A 19,765-nucleotide genomic window follows, 5' to 3' on the forward strand; every position below is an offset into this window, starting at 1 on the left:
TTAAATCATTGCTCACTTGTACTGGCTAAAATACTCCAAGACTGCATTGCTCTCAATCACAATAGCCAGCTATTGCTCAATCGAGCGCCTTACCTTGATTTATTTTCCCTTCGTACAACAAGATCACAAACTTAATGATATTGGTATTACTCATTAACAATAACCAGCATAACAATAATTATTAGTTATACTTATTTAAGTTTTCCAGCTAAATATTTGAGGTGAATTAATGAAAAGTCTCATCACTGTGTTATTTACATTACTATTAACTGCCTGTAGTAGTGAGCCAACCACTAAGTTTGATTATAACGAAAAAACTAATTTTTCATTATTCAAAAGCTTTCAATTTGTTAAACAAATATCTCCAGATCTTGATGCAAATCCAGTGATGGATAATCGTATTAAGCAAGCTATTGAGAGTGCTTTAGTGCGACAACTTTTCCTTCCTCAAACTGAGTTCGCCGACTTGCAAATAGAATTTCATTTTTCTCAACAGGAAAAAGCAAATAATTCATCTTTTAGCATTGGATTAGGTGGGGCCAAAATTGGCGGTAGTGGCGCTGCTAGTGTCGGTGTAAGTACCAGCATCCCTATCGACAGTGATGCCACCATAATTACTAAGATTTTTGTAGATATTAGCCATGATGGTGAAGCTATTTGGCACGGTACTGATGTTTATGAAGGTAAAGGTGATATGCCATTCCAAGAAAAAGAGTTAGCGATTACCACAACAGTTAATCGCTTGTTATCCAACTTTCCGCCTAAGAAAACACAGGAATAACACTCACTCCTTGAACATCATTCGCTTAACATAAGAACGACTAACTATTCCTAGTAATTAAAAAGTACCGATGATAAATAACTACGCCATTAACTATCTCACCACCATTAAGTAACTGTCTGTGGATAAATTGAAAAACGCTATGTTTTTACAAGTGGCATTAAATTATCACTAAAGCTTAATAATATTTTCAACTTTACTTAAGCAGATGATGATCTCACACATGCCAAAAGTGCTAGCGGAGTAACATAATACGGTTAATAAGAGAAAGTAAGGGTCTCACATGGAAAAAGTAGTACTCATCACTGGCGCGAGTTCAGGTATAGGTAGGATCACAGCAATTTTATTGGCTCAACATGGCTACATTGTTTATGCCGGCACTAGAGATCCGTCAAAATTTACTATTAAGCTTGATAACTTACATGTGATAGCACTTGATATCACTGACAATAAAAGCATCAAACACACTATTGACGCTATACAAGCTGAACAAGGCCGAGTTGACGTACTTATCAATAATGCAGGTTATGCTTTGGTATCAACGGTTGAAGAAGCCAGTGAAGAAGAGATGTTCAATCAATTTAATATTAATGTTTTTAGCATCCTTCGATTATGCAAAGCCGTTACCCCCTTAATGAGAATGAATAGTCATGGTGTCATCATCAATATTAGCTCTTTTCTGGGAAAAATAGGCTTGCCGCTTTTCACTTTTTATAACGCCAGCAAATATGCTGTTGAAGGTATTACCGACTCACTTAGATATGAACTTGAGCCTTTCAATATTCGAGTACATTCCATCATGCCTGGATTTTTTAATACCAACTTTGCTAAAGGTAATTTGGTCACTAATGATACGACACTAGATGAGAATAGTCCTTATAGCGAACTAGCTAGCAATCTATTACCTGATATATTAGCGCAAATAAATGGCGGCAATGAAGCTAAGGAAGCTGCAGAACTTATCGTTAAAACAATTGAAGATGATACTTCACCAGCACGTTCGACTGTTGGAGATAAAGCCAGTAAGTTCATCGCAATGCGCCGCGAACTTAGCGATGAAGATTTTGAACGAAGAGTTAAGGAGTACTACAACCTTAATGGATAGTTTCTTTTTTAACATTACCGATAGACGTTATAAAATAACCGAGCTTTTTAAACATCAAGAGCAACATGTTATTCGCGTTGATATATCTAACGGTTTAGTCTTTTTCGATATAGTACTCATGCTCAACGAGGACAAAACACTTAACCTTAAAAATATTGACCGAATGAACTTTATTGTTTCGGTTGGTCAAGGTAGTTGTTTGATAAAAGATAACTTAACTAAAAACCGTTTTTCATTAGCTGATCATAGTACCTATTTATTTGCTACATCAAGACAAGATATGGAAATAACTATTCAAGGGGCGAGTAAATCAGAAATATTTATCCTCTTTGTCAGCGACTTTTTTATTAAACGCTACTTGAGTGATAATGCTTACGAACCAATCAACTTTTTATATAAAAAGTTGCAAGAAGAAGTCAGTCTTGAACTCATTCATGAGACACCAACAGATGCTTTAAGCCTGTATCTGATTGATAAAATTGTTAGTGCTAAACATAGCGAAAAGATGAGCAGTATGATCAGTGAGCATAGAGCCATTGAATATATGATACACAGATTCTCACAGCTTGATTTACGTGTGCCTACAGAACATACCGTTGAAGAAATAGAAATCGCAGCTAAAGCAAAAAAAATCATCTTACAAGACTTTCGAACGCCCCCTTCTATTAAAGAGTTAGCTAGGCTTTGTGGCACCAATGATTTTAAGCTTAAAAAATACTTTAAAAAAATATATCAAACGACTATCTATGTTTATATTCAAAAAATCCGCTTAGAAAAAGCGAATTTATTGCTGCGTGAGCACCTAATGAGCGTAGCTGAAATAGCCAATGAAGTTGGCTATAAACACCAAGGCCATTTTAGTGCCATCTTTTTTAAAACATACGGGGTTTACCCAAAAGACTTAAAAAATTCCCTATAGTGATACGCAAAAATCCCGCTAGTGATAAAAGCATATAATAATCACTGATTAGGCAAGGTAAAATTCAATTAAGAAAATTACTGAATTACCAATTTACTTAATTAAATAACGACCAAGGATACTATGATGACTAAAGTTGTTTTGATCACAGGTGCAAGTTCTGGAATGGGTGAAATGACTACCCGCTTTTTACATGAAAATGGTTATACGGTTTATGCCGGTACCCGAGATAAAAATTTGGCTACGCCAGCGATCTCAGGTGTGAACAATATTTATCTTGATGTAACAGATACCAATTCAATGGAAGCTGCAGTAAGCACAATTATGGCCAAAGAAAGTAAGATTGATGTATTAGTCAATAATGCTGGGTATGGCCTTGTTTCTAGTGCTGAGGAAGCCACAGACGAAGAAATTTTCAAACAGTTTGACGTTAATGTTTTTGGCTTAATGAAAATGACAAGAACAGTACTGCCTTATATGCGTGAGGCTAAGTCTGGCGTCATTATTAATATCAGCTCTTTTCTTGGCAAAATGGGCTTGCCATTGCTTTCTCATTACAATGCCAGTAAATATGCGGTAGAAGGATTTGTCGACTCCATTCGCTTTGAAATGTCACCTTATAATGTTCGCGTTCACTCTATTCAATCAGGCTTGTTTGGTACTAACTTTGTTAAAAAAGGCTTAGTCGCCAATACCAACACAACCAGTGAAAGTTCACCTTATAAAGATCTCGTTGCCCACTTTGTCCCTATTGTTGCAAAAGCGATTAACGAAGGTCCAAGCCCGCAACCTATTGCCGATACAGTCAAAGCCATCATTGAAAATGAAGACTCACCTATTGCCGTACCTGTTGGCAGTGAGGCGACTTCATTCGTGCCACTAAGAAAAGAATTATCAGATGAAGATTTTGAAGCTAAAATTAAAGAAACATTTGGTCTTTAACTAGAAAATATAGCCAAAGTATAAAGTCACTTAATCAAAGTTGTTAAGTGGCTGCTCGCTAACAGATAATTGCACTGCAGGAAAAGTAATGGATAGTCACCCTATAAAAAATTCACTTGGTATTTTTCCAAAATCATGGAGTGAAGAACATGCCGGAAGAATTCCAGGTAATATTCCTATCTGGGTAGGGATACTTTCAGAGCTTACAGAGTTTGGTATTTTTTTTGCTGCGTACTTTATTGCTAAGTTTTATTACCCCGATACTTTTGCCCAAGGTCCTCAAAGTTTACACACTTCATTGGGGGTTACTAATACCATTGTATTATTGTCTTCTAGTTACTTTATGGCCAAAGCCATGTCCTTTATAAGGGTAAATAATAAAATTAAATGTGAGCGATATTTATGGTTGGCATTAAGTTGTGGTGTGTTGTATTTGATCATTAAAACCTGGGAGTTTCACTGGAATACGCTGCAGGGTTTTAGTGCCAATACTAATGAATTTTTTACAGTTTATTACTATATGACCTTTAACCATTTTATTCATGTTGGTTGGGCTTCATGTGCCATCTTGTGGGTAATATATCGTTTGAGAAGCGGTGCTTATTCATCAACAGAGCATTCAGGCTTAGAAGCGTTGGCCGTGTATTGGCATATGATAGATTTAATGTGGATACTTATTTTCCCATTATTATATGTACTTAGGTAGGAAATGATAATGAAAAATCCAATAAAATTAGAATACTATTTAGCTGCCTTAATTGTAATAACATTACTAAATACCTTCTTAGGTGAGAAGTTTTCCTCCACAGCGTTAGTAAGTATATTAATTGCAATAACAGTAACTTATAAAGGTTTTATCGTCATAGATCACTTTATGGAACTAAAAGGCGCCAATAAGAACTTACGATTTTTAATGCGATTGTACTTTGTTATTTTCCCCTCACTGATAATTGTAAGTGCTTTTTATTAGTCGATGAGTCCTTTGAAAAGGCGCAAAACGATTGCAGATGAATCCTTTATTTTGAGGTAACATGGGTACATAAACTTATTATTTATCATCAAGAAATCATATGAATATATCGAAATTAATCTCTACGTGTTTATTGCTACTAGGGACCACAGTAACTACCTTTGTTGTAGCTAGTGAACATGAACATAGTCATGGGCACGCATCCACTGAACAAGGTATGCAATTAGATCAAGGAAAAAAATGGCCCATAGATGCAAGCTTACATCTTGGCATGAGTAAGATAAAAGCCTCAATCGAAGAAAACATTTCAGAGATCCACCATAATCAATTTACTGATGCGCAGTATAAATCACTCGCTGAAAAGGTAGATGCACAACTCGCATATTTATTTGAACACTGTAAGTTGCCAGCAGATGCTGATGCACAATTACATATTTTACTATTTGATATGATGCAAGCTAGTAAACAAATGCAATCGTCAGATAATCCGCGTGCAGGCGCTATTACAGCAATAAAATCCTTGCAGAAATATCCTCACTATTTTGATGATAAAGAGTGGCAATCATTGCAACACTAAATGTAATATTTAATAAAGACTTACGTGTGTCGGGTAGTAAAATAATAACCTCAAAAACCTATCGCTGTGCATAAACCCAAGCTACTCAACATTAGTAAGTGAAATAATTTAACTCATCAAGTTAAATTATTTCGTTTGCTGAACTCAACATAAAAAATTAGTATGATCTTGTTTCTTGAATCTTCCCCGATTCTTTTGTAACACTTAAGTATATTGTTTAATTTGATTCACTGATAGGACATCTTTTGATGTCCTTTTTTTTATTCTTATTTTACCTACTCAATGACGGTTTTATCTAAAAAAACAAAATGGTGCATACAAACCAAAACGGTGCATTTAAAAAGATATAAATCATTAAATAATAAAAAATAACCTTTAAAGTTAACAAGTTAAAAGTAGGCATAAATTTTGCTATTAGATATTTGTCGTTATCCATATAATTTTAAATATGTCTATTCAAACACCAATACGTGGCTTACGTTCATTTTGTGTTGCCTCAAAATGCTTAAGCTTTAAACATGCAGCAGCACAATTATTTTTAACTCCATCAGCGGTTAGTCACCAAATAAAACAACTAGAAGAACAATTAGGTTTTATGCTCTTCAAACGAAACACCCGCTCAATTGAACTAACAAGTTCAGGTAAACAATTTTACCAGTCAATACAGCCAATAATTCACCAATTGGAATCTACCATATCGGAATTTACCCACAACCAACAAAATCATACCATTGTAATTAGTTTGCCCGAGTTTTTTGCCAGTGAATTATTTATTCCTCGCTTAAGCGAATGGTCTGAAAAGAACCCATCAATTAATCTTCAGTTAGAGACTGTAAAGGCAGGCAGTGAACCATCACAGATTGCCGATCTATCTATCGTATTAGCTAATGGAAAGCCAAATGCAAGTATCGTTCAGGAACTATTTCCAATTCGTTATGCTGCGGCTTGTAATAAAAAGCTCTACAAAAAACTTAAAAACTCTGGCTTTAAAGCACTAAAAAATACTCCGCTAATATTACATAGGTCCCGACCTTGGTCTTGGCATCAATGGGCTGAAAATCTAGGTGTTAACGATTTTGATCCTAAGCAAATTATACAGTTTGATAGTATGTTTGGTGTCGCTCGCGCAGCACAACAAGGTATGGGAATAGCATTAGTCCCTTTACCAATGAGTAAAACATGGTTTAGTGAGCAGCTATTAGTTAAATTATTTGACGAAGAGCTAAATACCAATGATAGATATTATTTAATTCAACATGAAAATATGGAGAGTAAAGTAGAGTTAACATTATTTGCCAATTGGGTGAAAGAAACCTTCATGACTGACTACCTGTAGGTAGTCGTTTAATAAGTGAAATAAATTCATTTGATGAGTGTTTTTTAATAGTTTGTCAGGGATATAACAATTCCTTAAATTAAAGGTGTATCAAGGTGATACACCTTTAAACTGGAGAATTAACATGACAACTAAATCTATAATTTTTAATACCCTTCTAGCAAGTATTGCATTAAGTAGCCTTGTCTCTGCTTCGGCTAGCGAGCTAGTATTAAAAGTTGCGGTAATTAAAGATACTGTCGGTAGTAAAAATATAATGACTGGCGACTTAACTACTGGAATAAAAAGACTTACTAGAATGAATATGGTTGAGCAAACTTTCGAAAGTAATATGAGCTTATGTGTTGCATATATACAGTCGAATAACAAAGCCAAATCAGAATCAAGTTGTTCTGCTGCAATTAAAAGCACAAAATCAATGCCATTGCACAATGAACAAGCCATTTACCTTAAATCTCTTAGTTATAGTAACCGAGGTATTGCACGTTATTTCAGTGATAACTTATCAGGTGCGATTGATGATTTAACAACGGCAATATCAATTAACTCGAATCCTATTACCAAAGGTAATTTAAGACTAATCAGTGGTCTTTCCGTTGAGCCTAATGAAACGAGAAAAAGTCTACTTTCTGATTAAAAATCTCACTTTGAAACGACTGACTTATTGGGTTTAAACCAATAACGTTCAAGCACTTTTAAGGCTGACATAATGTAAAAGACTGCAGAGCAAATAAGTAATACTCGTTGGATTAAAATCTCGCTAAAGTTACTATCTGCCGCCATAGCGCTATTTACAATCACGAGTAGTGCGATAAACCCTGAACTATAATACTTAGCCATTGGCGAGCCAGAAAAAATATGTCTACCAAAAAATAGTGCGGTAGCAAGCAGCAATAATAAGTAAAAATTAAACTGTGGCACAGCAACAATCAACCAATAAAAACCACAAGCAAATGCCCCGCCTAATAAGGTCGACAACAATGAGTTTTGTCCAGCCTGCTTACCTTCAGCCAAATCAGGTTTAAGAATAAAAAGCGCCGAAAAAACCATCACTAATAAATAATCACTCAAACCATAACTGATAAAAATTGCCGCAATGGGGAAAACGACCAAAGTACTTTTTAAAGCAGTTTTCGCTGCAATATTTGAATAAGCCTTACTGTATTTAGGCTTTATAGGAAATTGGGTGAAATTAGGGTCCGGAAAAACAAAGTGTGCTAGCCAAAGCATCGCAATAGTTAACCAACTGGAATAAACAAACCCTGCTGAAAAACCTATTGCTAAACCTTCGTTGCTATTGGCAATCATAGGTAAGACTAAAATAGCGATCATCGACATTAAGGTAAACCAAAATGAGCCACCACGATTTAAATAGTAATATAGATGAAATAAGACCAAGGCTAACGCGATTAGATAGACAATCGGATACTGTAAAAAAAACAATGAGAAAGCTAACCCTATAGCAAAGGCCTTTAGGGTACTCATCATATTATTAAAACTGGCTTTAACAGATGGTTTCGGTAATGGCATGGCCAAAATCATCGCGGTGAAAACAGGCATTAAAAAAGCTAAAGGCCAATTAATGCCATACGCTAGCCCGCAGGAAAGTGTGACCCCAAAGGCAAAACGTAATACACGCATGGTGCCAACATCAGTAAAAATACTCTTACGAATGTAAGTACCTATATTAGCTGAATGATTTGTCACTTTAATAGACATAAGAAAGTATGCTTAATACTCTAATCCAAAGCCAACCAAGACTGTTAACGAACCAATTATCACCAGTATAAATTTGTACATCTGCTTGACCGCCTAATCGACGCTTACCTTTAGTACTATCGTCATCAAAGGTAATCATTACCGGAAAGCGTTGCGCATCTCTAAGCCAGCCAGTTTTTGATTCAACTGTAGCTAAACCACCGACAGCACTGGTCGAAGAAGTATCAACGGCAAATCCTATACTACTTATTTTCCCTTGATATATAGTACCAGGGTTAACATCTAAAGCTATTTCAACCGAGTTTCCTATGGCTAAATTTGCTAAGTTGTTCTCACGTAAGTTCACTTGAACCCAGGCATTATTACCTTCAATAAAGGTCATTGATGCCGCGCCAGCTTTTGCATAAAAACCAGTATCGATTTGCAAGTTAGTGATGCCACCGTAAGAAGGAGCGAGAACAACAGTTCGGCTTAAATCCAATTGCGTTTTTTTAAGTTGCGCCATTGCGGCACGAATTCTAGGGTTAGCATTACCTTCTTTACCTAAAGACTGCTTAGCTTTATCTAAGTTAGCTTCTGCACTGACTACTTGAGCTTTACTCGCCTTGATTGCGGCACGTGCTTTATCGCCTTCAGAATGAGAAAGCACATTTTTGTCTTCCATTTCAAAAACACGCGAACTTTGTGCATTAACATGTTCAACGTTGGTTTCTGCAACAACAAGTTGTGCCTGCGCAGTAACAACTGATGCCATACCCGCACCAATTTCTTGACCAGCCATCTCTAAAGAAGCTTCTGCATTTTCTACGGCCAATTCATAATCACTTGGATCAATTTTAAATAATATATCGCCAGGAGCGACTATCTGATCTTGCTTGACTAATACTTCTATTACCCGACCAGAAACTTGCGGCACAATTGGAATGACATAAGTTTGCACTCGTGCTTGATCTGACCATGGCGCATGTCTGTCGGCAATGATGTACCAAACAAAAATCAAGGCTGTTATGATTAACACGTATTTAGTAATTTTTCGCACAGGATCTTGTGTTTCAATTACCGTTTTTGCTTCTTGAACTGTGGCATCTTTTTGTTGTTCTTGCTCTGACATGTTGTTTATTCTTCCGTAATAATCTGTTGCTTTAAAATAACGTCACTCTTAGCTTGCTATAAATACCCAGCGTCACTTCTAAGTCATTTTAGGGTAGATAATCGTAAATATTATCATCGTTAATCAATGTGTTATGGATGATTTTCATAAATAGTTATTCATCAAATACATCCATATATTTATCCTTAATTTCGAGTACTCTCGGTAAACACTTTATAAACTCTGGCACTAATACGGGATCAAAATGCTTCCCAGTTTCCTCTACTAATAATGCGATGGCTTTTTCTACTGACCATGCGTTTTTATAAGGACGTACTGACGTTAATGCATCGAATACATCGGCGATAGCAACAATACGAGCGCTTAAGGGAATATCGTCCCCTGATATGCCATTTGGATAACCACTACCATCATATTTTTCATGATGACAAAGGGCTATTTCGCGTGCCATTATCATCAAGTCTGACTCATGCTCCCCAAGTATTTCTACACCACATTCAACATGTGTCTGCATGATAGTCCACTCTTCTTTATCGAGTTTACCTGGCTTGAGTAACACCCTATCTGGTATCGCTATTTTACCAATATCATGCATCGGAGCAGCATTATAGAGTAACTCAACCCATTCATCATTAGCCTTAATTTGCTCAGCTAAAAACTTAGAGTACCAACTCATTCTAATAACATGCAACCCCGTTTCATTATCTTTGTATTCAGCTGCACAACCTAATCGCTGAATAATTTCTAGTCGCGTATCATCGAGCTCTTTTGTACGTTGCTTCACTAATATTTCAAGTTCACGCTGTTGATTATATAGCGCTAATTGTGCTCGTACACGCGCAAGTACGATAGGCACACTGATTGGCTTAGTAATGTAATCTACTGCGCCTAATTTAAATCCCGCTTCTTCATCTTTTGTTTCTGTTTTAGCGGTAACAAAAATCACTGGAATATTTGCTGTGCTCGGATTCAACTTTAATTGCTGACAAACTTCATAGCCATCCATACCTGGCATCATAATATCAAGCAGGATAATGTCTGGCTTATTTTTTGCTGAGGCGACTTTAAGCGCTAATTCACCATTAATCGCTGCTTTCACTTTATAAAAAGGACGTAATACACCACTTAATACATCTAGATTATCTGAGTTATCATCAACAATAAGTACTGTCGCTTTATCTCCGTCTACTACTTCATGCTTTGATAATGTCATACGCACCTCTACTATTATTGTATCGATAGTACATCGAAGGGAGTACATGCACTATTGATTACTTTATTATTAGTTTCTTGTAAGTTACTACTGATTTAGTATTCAGTTATTTAGTACATCGATGAATTCATTCAAAGCGGTTTCCGCTTCAGTAAATTCATAACTTTCTATTTGCTGATAAATTTTCTCAAATAAGGCTTCTTGTTTAGTGCCCTTTAATTGATTTAAAATATCTTCAGCTAGTTCAATTGATTCTGTTTCAAAATTTTCAATTAGCTCAAGTAACTGAGCTAATTGCACCGTAAACTCTTCATTAAAGTTAAAATCATTAATGGGTGCAGTACTTTCAACACTATTTTCTTTAGCTAAATACTCAGTTAATTCATTTAAGACCAGCGTTAACTCTTCAGTAACTTGGTCAAGTAAATTAACTAACTCATCTGTATTAGCATCATTTGCACAAACCAGTTCCAATTGATCGGCATATCCCTGTAAAGCGTTAGCACCGATATTACCGGCACTTCCTTTTAAGGTATGAGCAAAACGGGTAACTTCCTCTTTATCTTGTTTTAACATAGCGACTTTAAAACGTTCTACAAAGTCGTCTTGTCCACTAACAAATCGACCTAGTAATTTAACATATAATGATTTATTACCATTAGCCACCGCTAAACCAGCACTGGTATTAATAGTATTAAAATCAGGTATTGCTATAACCTTTTCAGGTAAAGTGGAAACACTTAATTTAGCCTTATCAATGTCATGGTCAAGCTTAATCGACGGTGAAACCCACTTTGCAATGGTGGCAAACATGGTGTTTACATTAATAGGTTTGGTGATGTGATCATTCATTCCTGAAGCTAAAACTTTTTCTTTATCACTCACCATAGCATTAGCTGTCATGGCAATAATAGGAATTGAAGAATCACTTTCTCTAATAATTTTTGTTGCAGTAAACCCATCCATTACCGGCATTTGTAAATCCATTAAAATTCCGTCAAAATGCCTGTTAGAGAATTTTTCTACCGCGATGGCACCATTTTCAGCTAACTCAACCTCAATGTTAGATTGCTTCAATAATTCAAGTGCTAGTTCTTGATTCAATTCATTATCTTCGACTAATAATATTTTCGCGCCGCTTAAATGTTGCTGATTTTGAATAAGCTCATCATCTCGTTTCATTTCCCGAGTATTGCTATATGCCTCATCACCATTAAGGCGCATCATTTCATCAAAAATACTCGAAGAAGTGACAGGTTTAACCAATACGCTATTGATACGCTTTTTGAGCTGGTCAACCGCCTCGTTATCATTGGCATTAGACGTTACTAAAATAAATTGGTTATCTTGATAATTATTTTGTGACTTAATGATGTGATAGGTTTCAATGCCATCTAAATCAGGCATATTCCAATCAAGCATAATGAAATCAAACGCCAGTGTTGCTTGCTTAACGAGTTCAATTGCTTCTTCCCCGCTATTGGCAGCAACCACATGACAATGAAAGGATTTTAAAATAGAGCTAAGTACATCCAATGCGAGCAAATTGTCATCAACAATAAGAATACGTTTATCTGCTAGAAAAGACTTTTGCTGCTCAACAAGCCTATTATCAATGACATCAGACACTTGTAGTGTGGTGGTAAAAGAAAAACAACTGCCCTCACCCGCTTTACTTTCAAGCCATATCTGGCCATTCATTAACTCTACTAATTTTTTAGAAATAGTTAACCCTAAACCTGTACCACCGTACTTTCGGGTAGTTGAGCTATCAGCCTGACTAAAGGATTGAAACAGCTTTTTCTGTTGTTCATCATCCATACCTATCCCGGAGTCTTTTACTGAAAACTCCAAGTTAATATCATCACGATGACTTGTGCTAACGTTAGTCACTACGTTGACTGAAATAACCACCTGTCCCTGCTCGGTAAACTTAACCGCATTTCCGGCTAAATTTATCAGGATTTGATTCAACCTTAAGGGATCCCCCTTAAGGTTGACCGGGACATCTGGAGAGATATCAAACAACAGCTCTAAGTTTTTCTCCCCGGCTTTTAAGCCAATAATATTAGCTAGGTCTGCAAAGGTATCATGTAAACTAAACTCAATTATTTCAATATCTAACTTACCAGCCTCAATTTTCGAGAAATCAAGAATGTCATTAATAATCCCTAATAAGGATTCTGCCGCTTTATAAACTTTGCTCACGTAATTCTTTGGCTTTCTGTCTAACTCACACCCTAATGCTAAATGAGACATACCCATAATGGCATTCATTGGCGTACGAATTTCATGACTCATGTTCGCTAAAAAGTCGGACTTTGCTTTTGAAGCATCATCAGAGATACGCTTTGCTTCTAACAGTGCAAATTCAGCTTGTCTATCTAAGGTGATATCACGCACCATTACCGCCGCATACAAACCATTGTAAAAATGAACAGGCGTATACACCGCCTGAATTTCAATAAGCTTGCCTGATTTATGCTTAACTTTAAAATCTCGTTCTAAACTTCTAGTATCAATGACAGCTTCTTCTTGAAAGAACTTTTTAAGTAAAGCTTTATGACTCTCTACTTGTTCTTGAGGAATAAATAAATCTACCGGATTACCTACAATTTCATCTCTTTCAAAACCAAGTAATTCAATGCCTGTTTGGTTAATCTGTTCTACTTCATCATTTTGATTCATGATGACCATACAAACTGGTAAATGCTCTAGCATTTTTTCGAGACGTTCAGTCTCTTGTACACGTAAGGTGATATCTTGTAGTGCAATCACACAGGCTAATTCTGACTCATCGTCTTCAACAGGTGAAATGCTATATTCAAGAGGAAGTTCTCTCGCTCCGCTCATTAATACATATTCATTGCTAATACGGATGACTTCCTTGCTTTGAATTGCCTTATAAACTTCTGTGTCTTCAAAAGTTAAATTTTCTTTATTATCTCCAGCAAACAGTGAAATAAGATCACTTGAAAGAATCTGCTCTTCGCTATATCCCGTTATTTTTGTGGCAGATTCATTGGCAAAAATAAAGTGACCAAGTTTATCTACACCTAAAATACCATCAGCGACAGAGCTATTAATCAGTTTGCTTTTTTGTTCTGATGCCGCCAATTCTTTCGTTCGAATAGTAACTTGCTCTGCTAATTCTTGCTGAGACCGTCGACTAATATCATTCGCCCTATTGGAAATAGTGATCATAAAAATAGAAATAGAGAGAATAAAGGCACTTGAAATAATGAGTCCTATCAGCAGTAGATTTCTGACATCGTAATACTCAGCCAGCATTTCGCTGAGTTCAATTTCACTGACTACGGTAATATTCGAATTTTTTAATGAGATCCATTGCCCAACAACAGTTTTTCCTCGGTAATTGGTATAGCCATTCAAGTTTTGTCCGTTGAGCTTAAACTTTGCGGCTTGCACTATCGGATTAGTTTCAGGGTTTTGCAAGCGAACATTAAGCACAGTGCTCTCGCCGGCAGGCACAATGCCTTTTTGTTGTAACTCTGAGGTAAAACGACTACTTGAAATCATATAACCTCTAGAGTCTACTGCAAAACTCTCAAAGCTTTTACCTAGTCGGCCATCAATAAATAATTGCGAAAACTCTCTGTCAGGATCGAACCGAAAACCTAATACGGCAATAATCTCCTGCTGTTCGTTGCGAACAGGTGTGGCAATAAAAACTTCAGCATCTTTATCCTCTGCATTTCTATTTCCGTCAATATTTACATTTGCCCAAACAGGAGGAATGAACTCTGTACGTCCCATGAGGACTTCATTAAATAATTCAGGACGCTGGCTAATTATCGGGGATTTTTTTCCTTCAGCACTTTGCACAAGATTTAATAGATATCGCCCTTGAACATCAGTGATGGTATAAGCTCTTCCTCCTTGTGTAGTGTAAGGTCGCTTACTAAAGTACACCCTCAATGCTTTTTTGGCTTGGGCAAGCTTAATCGTGTCATCTATTTCACTAGCGATAACCAGCTGATTAACTAACCGTTTAAAGCTTTTAGATTTAGCAATGTTATGTGCCAATAATTCACGTTCACGGTACCAACCCGCCAATGTTTTTTTAGTAACATCTCTTGTAACATTAAACGTTTCTTTTTGATCAATAAGTAACTGATCCTTAAAGTCATTCAGGAACAAGTAAATACCGCCGGTGGACAAGGAGATAATAAGGATAAGTACAGTGAAATAGGTCGTCCTAAAGGCTAACGTATCCAGTTTTATCGCAATGGTACTGGCAAATTTTCGCGCAAAAAACAACGCGAGTAAAACAAAGATTACAGCATAGATAAAGACGCTCGTTAAACTAATACTCTTATCTATATGTGCTCTACTGTTTTGACCTTCATCGAGGCTAGATTCTGCCCACTTACTTTGCATCGCAAGTATAAAATCATCACCTAATTGATCTATTCCCCAATTTAATAACCCCACTAATTGTGGTTTGTTTTTATTAACACAAAAACCAATAGGTAAACTTTCAAATTGACTGATTGCGATGGGTTTAATATTTTTAAAATCATGCTTTTTAAGCATATATTTATAAAGGTATAAATAAGTGATAAATACATCATATTTACCGCTCTCTATGCTTTGATAGCCTTGGAGGTTACTACTTAACCCTTTTGAATTGACTGATAATTGTTTTGCGAAATTAGCATCGGCATATCCTGCAATTGAGGCAATTTTTAATTCAGAGGTGATATCCATTTCACTTTTAATATCACTATTTTTATTAACCACCACGATAGGTGTCATTTGCAAAAAGGGTTTAGTAAATAAAACCTCATCTCTTCGTTGTTCAATATTGCCGCACACTGAAATTGCATCAATATTGCCACGCAACATATCATCATATTCAAGCCGAAAATCTGATACTGAGGTCTCTTGTAAATCGACCGGGAGTATTACTGATAATTGTTGACGAATGAGCTTGCCTGCACCAGCAGTAACCCCTTGTTCGTCGATATAGTCAAAGGGTGGGAAAGTGCCATCAACACCAATATGAACAACAGGATTTGCGTGAGCCCAAGTCACTAAGTCGGTAGGTAAGTTTTCTGCCATTCCATTTTGTAGGAAGAAGGACTGTAGAAAGAAAAATACGATGAATGAAGACTTGTTTAGTTTTATCATAAGAAATAAACACTTAAATTATAAATAACATTTATTATTTTTATACAGTCTAGTCTATTATGGATTAAAGATTAAGCGATTAGAACATATAGTTATGCCAAGTAATTTTAGTGATATTAATGCCTTAGTTATCGATAACAACAGCAGTATGAGACAAATCATGGTCTCAATGTTGCGCGTTATGGGCATGAAGACTGTGATAGTTGCCAATAGTGAAAGTCAATGTATGCAGCTAATTACTGCAGAAAACATCAATTTAGTGGTCTGTGGTTGGAACTTACCAAAACTGAACGCTCTTTCAGTATTGAAAAAGTTACGTGACAATGAAAACACCATGAAAACTCCCTTTGTGATTGTCTCTACCATGATCGAGCAAGACCTTATTAAACAAGCGATTGCAATGGGTGTGTCAGAGTATTTAGTTCCCCCATTTAATAAAAAAATATTTGAAAAACGTATAAATAAAGCACTCAAAATGCCAATACAGGCAAGTGCAACAAGCCTATCCCGTACTATCAATAGCAAGCGATTTAGTCAAAAAGTCCATTGTGGTGAATTAAATGTATTAGTTGTTGATGATATTGCCGATAACATTGCAATTATTAAAGAACTTATTAAAGACAAATATAGAGTCAAAGCTGCGTTAAATGCTAAGACAGCAATGAAGATTTGCTTGTCTGATTCACCACCCGATTTAATACTACTCGACATTATGATGCCAGAAGTTGACGGGTTAACTTTGTGTAAGCAACTTAAGGAAAACCCGTTAACACAAAATATTGTCGTTATCTTTTTAACCGCACTTTCTGAAACAGAGGATGTTGTTAAGGGTCTTTCTCTTGGTGCGGTCGATTATATTACTAAACCTATTGTTCCAGCAATATTGTTAGCCCGCATAGAAGTGCACAGTAAAATCATTTTGAATCAACGCACCATACAAGGTCAAATAGATGATTTGTTGCAGCAAAATGAGATATTCGTTCAGTATAATGACAACACATACAATAAGTTAACTAGGCTATTGCATGATAGTGCTGAAACATTAATTGAACTGTCTCCCACTGTTAATACAAAACCTTCCAGACGTTCTTTATCACAATTAAAATACAATATTGGCATGAGTACCTTGTTACTTGATAGCGGCCATGTTTTAGCAAAATTACAACAGAATAATTACACACTAACTCTTACTAAAGAAAAACTTGGAAATCTCTTATTCCCAATTTTGAGTATTTTTGATTTCATTATTGCTAGCAAAAATATAGAGGCCTTCGACAATATTGATGAGAGTATCAATATCAATTGCGATAAAAAACTACTGGGTATTATCTTTGCTTGTCTTTACCTCAATGCCTTAGATGTCGCACCTAGGGGCTCTAAAGTGTCAATTACTTCAGCAAGCTATCAAGACTTCATACTCATCAAAATACACAATATTACAGAAATACCCGAAGAAGCCTTGGATAATATTGCGCACTTATCGCATTCAAATAAAACGAATGAGGTTGATGATATGAGTATCAATCTAGCTTTCTTAGCCATGAACATACTACAAGGTGAACTGTATTTTCATAGCAGTAAGGAATTTGGGACCACTTTCTACCTAAAGTTACCTTGCTAAAGTTACTCATTAATAAAGAATTAACGTAATAGTTACTTGAATAACCCTTTAGAACAGCGATAATAACGCCAAGTTATAAGTACATACACTAAGTATCATAGTAAATAGGTCATTCCTCAGGAGAGAAAATGCCATTAGTAAACCTATATAAAAAACTGAGCCCTTTTCAACGGGTAATTATTGCTTTAATACTCGGTATATCTACAGGTATTTTTGTTGGTGAACCGGCGGGGGATATTAAAGTCATTGGCGATGTTTATATTCGCTTGCTTCAAATGACCGTTTTACCCTACGTACTCGTCTCTATTATTGGTGGCCTAGGTCGATTAGATAGTACGATGGCAAGCCGTATAGGCTACCGAGCAGTCAAAGTAATCGTGATCATGTGGTTGTCTGTCATGGCGACTTTATTATTGCTCCCCTTAGCTTATCCTAATTGGGAAACAGCCGGTTTCTTCAGTACCAGCATGCTGGCAGAGCCCGCCGCCTTTAACTTTGTAAAACTTTATATTCCGAGTAATATTTTTGCCTCACTCTCAGAAACTATTGTTCCAGCAGTCGTGCTGTTTTCATTATTAATGGGGATTGCCTTAATACAAGTCAAAAATAAAGAAACACTATTAACCTTAACCACCAATATTGGTGATAGCTTAATGAAAGTTGCCTCTTATGTAGCTAAATTAGCGCCATTAGGGATTTTTGCTATTTCAGCTTCTGCTGCAGGTACACTAGAAGTTGAAGAACTTGGTCGATTACAAGTATTCTTATGGGTATACATCACCGCTGCAGCCCTATTAGCTTTTGTATTTTTGCCATTACTGATTCATTGGGCCACGCCTTTTTCCTATCGTGAAATTTTATCAACCGCTGGTGAAGCCGTGATAACGGCGTTAGCTACTGGTACAGTGTTAGTCGTGCTTCCAATGATCATTGAGCGCAGTAAAGCTTTATTGGCTAAACATGGTATGGAGTGCGAAGAAACAGACTCAACCGTTGATGTGCTTGTACCTACTGCGTACAGTTTTCCCAGTACAGGTACCTTACTGGGTTTAGGCTTTATTCTATTTTCCGCTTGGTATGTCGGCTCGCCACTTGGCTTTGATGACTATATTTCTTTTGTTATTATGGGCGCCTTAACCGCTTTTGGTAGCATGGCTGTTGCCATTCCATTTTTACTCGACTTTTTTGACTTACCTGCTGATCAATTCCAATTATATCTATTAGGCAGTGTCGTTACTGCTCGTTTTGCTACAGGTTTAGCTGCACTACACGGCTTTGTCGTTACTTTATTGGTCGCTTCTGCGGTATTGAAAAAGCTTAGATGGCATCGAATGATGCAAGCCATTGGTGTGCATTTAGCCGTTACTTTGGGTGTTATGATTGCAGCTGGTTTTACTTTAAAGTCATTAATTCCTTACAAGTATGAAGGTGTACAAACATTTGAATCAATGAAGTCGATGAATGCAAGTGCTAACCTCGATCAATATAAAGAATTGACACCATTAGGCTACTTTGAGCAGCAACAACCTCGCCTTGAGGTAATCCTTGCCCGTAAAGGTATTCGTGTTGGTTATAACGACGCTAGCTTGCCTTATGCCTTTAGAAATAAAGATAATAAAATGGTTGGATTTGATGTTGAGTTATTGAACCAATTTGCTAAAGACCTTGATATCAATTTATCCATGATTCGCATTGAAGAGGGAGCGGATGAAGCCGAATTATTAGCGGATGGAAGTATTGATATCATTATTGGTGGTCATGTAATCACACCAAAGCGCGCATTAAAAATGGCCTTTTCAGATGCTTACACTTTCCATACTGCTGGTTTATTAGTGACAGATGCTAAACGTGATCAGTTTTCTGACCTTTATACCATTCAAGCAATGAAAACATTAAAGTTAGGGGTGGGAAATAGTAAGTATTACCAAGACATGGTGAAAGAATATTTACCTAATGCACAATTAACAGAAGTGAATAATGTTAGACAATTTCTTAAAGGTAACTATGAAGATGTCGACGCGCTAATTTACTCAACCGAGTCGGCTTCTGCGTGGGCTATGTTATACCCAAATTATTCGGCGATTATACCTAAAGGTTTAAAACTAAGAGCTCCGGTAGCCTTTGTATTACCTAAAGGCCAGTTAGATTATGTACAGTATATGAATACTTGGCTCAAACTCAAAAAAGAGAATGGGTTACAAAAGAAAGTATACGACTATTGGATTTTAGGTAAAAATCCTGAAGCGAAAAAACCACGTTGGTCGGTTATGAAAGACGTGTTAGGTTGGCTTTAATTAATATTCGATAGAATATAGAA

Annotated in this window: 15 protein-coding genes; 11 read left to right on the forward strand and 4 right to left on the reverse strand. The window is 36.4% G+C overall.

Annotated features, from left to right (window positions below):
- Positions 1-229: 229 nt before the first annotated feature.
- From CXF79_RS18630 to CXF79_RS18670, 9 genes are all read left to right on the forward strand, one after another.
- Complete coding sequence (locus CXF79_RS18630) at positions 230-781, forward strand: DUF4136 domain-containing protein (RefSeq protein WP_101157092.1); 552 nt, start codon at positions 230-232, stop codon at positions 779-781.
- Positions 782-1,064: 283 nt separating this feature from the next.
- Positions 1,065-1,886, forward strand: a complete 822-nt coding sequence (locus CXF79_RS18635) for an SDR family oxidoreductase (protein WP_011044886.1) — start codon at positions 1,065-1,067, stop codon at positions 1,884-1,886.
- Complete coding sequence (locus tag CXF79_RS18640; protein ID WP_101157094.1) at positions 1,879-2,805, forward strand: helix-turn-helix transcriptional regulator; 927 nt, start codon at positions 1,879-1,881, stop codon at positions 2,803-2,805. Before CXF79_RS18635 ends, CXF79_RS18640 begins: the two co-directional genes overlap by 8 nt.
- A gap of 126 nt (positions 2,806-2,931) precedes the next feature.
- A complete protein-coding gene (locus CXF79_RS18645) occupies positions 2,932-3,747 on the forward strand; it encodes an SDR family oxidoreductase (protein WP_101157096.1) in 816 nt (271 codons plus the stop codon).
- An 88-nt stretch (positions 3,748-3,835) separates the two neighbouring features.
- The gene (locus tag CXF79_RS18650; RefSeq protein ID WP_011044889.1) at positions 3,836-4,453 is read left to right on the forward strand and encodes a cytochrome c oxidase subunit 3 family protein; all 618 of its coding nucleotides are present in this window, start codon (positions 3,836-3,838) and stop codon (positions 4,451-4,453) included.
- A gap of 9 nt (positions 4,454-4,462) precedes the next feature.
- Positions 4,463-4,717, forward strand: coding sequence for a cytochrome C oxidase subunit IV family protein (locus CXF79_RS18655; protein ID WP_101157098.1), 255 nt, complete (start codon positions 4,463-4,465; stop codon positions 4,715-4,717).
- Positions 4,718-4,817: 100 nt separating this feature from the next.
- The gene (locus CXF79_RS18660) at positions 4,818-5,294 is read left to right on the forward strand and encodes a hypothetical protein (protein ID WP_101157101.1); all 477 of its coding nucleotides are present in this window, start codon (positions 4,818-4,820) and stop codon (positions 5,292-5,294) included.
- 454 nt (positions 5,295-5,748) lie between these two features.
- Positions 5,749-6,630, forward strand: coding sequence for a LysR substrate-binding domain-containing protein (locus CXF79_RS18665; protein ID WP_187148317.1), 882 nt, complete (start codon positions 5,749-5,751; stop codon positions 6,628-6,630).
- A gap of 124 nt (positions 6,631-6,754) precedes the next feature.
- Positions 6,755-7,267: a hypothetical protein gene (locus CXF79_RS18670; RefSeq protein ID WP_101157103.1), complete on the forward strand. Its 513-nt coding sequence runs from the start codon at positions 6,755-6,757 to the stop codon at positions 7,265-7,267.
- 5 nt (positions 7,268-7,272) lie between these two features.
- Here CXF79_RS18670 and CXF79_RS18675 read toward each other — a convergent pair whose 3' ends face one another.
- The 4 genes from CXF79_RS18675 to CXF79_RS18690 form a co-directional block, all read right to left on the reverse strand.
- Positions 7,273-8,349 (reverse strand): DUF2955 domain-containing protein, encoded by a 1,077-nt coding sequence (locus tag CXF79_RS18675; protein WP_101157105.1) that lies wholly within the window; start codon positions 8,347-8,349, stop codon positions 7,273-7,275.
- A complete protein-coding gene (locus tag CXF79_RS18680) occupies positions 8,339-9,460 on the reverse strand; it encodes an HlyD family secretion protein (RefSeq protein ID WP_011044896.1) in 1,122 nt (373 codons plus the stop codon). Before CXF79_RS18680 ends, CXF79_RS18675 begins: the two co-directional genes overlap by 11 nt.
- A 154-nt stretch (positions 9,461-9,614) precedes the next feature.
- Positions 9,615-10,673 carry a response regulator gene (locus tag CXF79_RS18685; RefSeq protein ID WP_101157107.1) on the reverse strand — a complete coding sequence of 353 codons (1,059 nt, stop codon included), beginning with the start codon at positions 10,671-10,673 and terminating at the stop codon, positions 9,615-9,617.
- Positions 10,674-10,775: 102 nt separating this feature from the next.
- Positions 10,776-15,827: a response regulator gene (locus CXF79_RS18690; RefSeq protein ID WP_101157109.1), complete on the reverse strand. Its 5,052-nt coding sequence runs from the start codon at positions 15,825-15,827 to the stop codon at positions 10,776-10,778.
- Positions 15,828-15,921: 94 nt separating this feature from the next.
- Here CXF79_RS18690 and CXF79_RS18695 point away from each other — a divergent pair, with 94 nt between their 5' ends.
- Together CXF79_RS18695 and CXF79_RS18700 are read left to right on the forward strand one after the other, a co-directional pair.
- A complete protein-coding gene (locus tag CXF79_RS18695; protein ID WP_101157111.1) occupies positions 15,922-17,448 on the forward strand; it encodes a response regulator in 1,527 nt (508 codons plus the stop codon).
- Positions 17,449-17,576: 128 nt separating this feature from the next.
- Positions 17,577-19,742, forward strand: a complete 2,166-nt coding sequence (locus CXF79_RS18700; RefSeq protein WP_011044900.1) for a cation:dicarboxylate symporter family transporter — start codon at positions 17,577-17,579, stop codon at positions 19,740-19,742.
- Positions 19,743-19,765 lie beyond the last annotated feature (23 nt).

The organism is Colwellia sp. Bg11-28 (assembly GCF_002836245.1).
GTDB classification, from domain to species: domain Bacteria; phylum Pseudomonadota; class Gammaproteobacteria; order Enterobacterales; family Alteromonadaceae; genus Colwellia; species Colwellia psychrerythraea_A.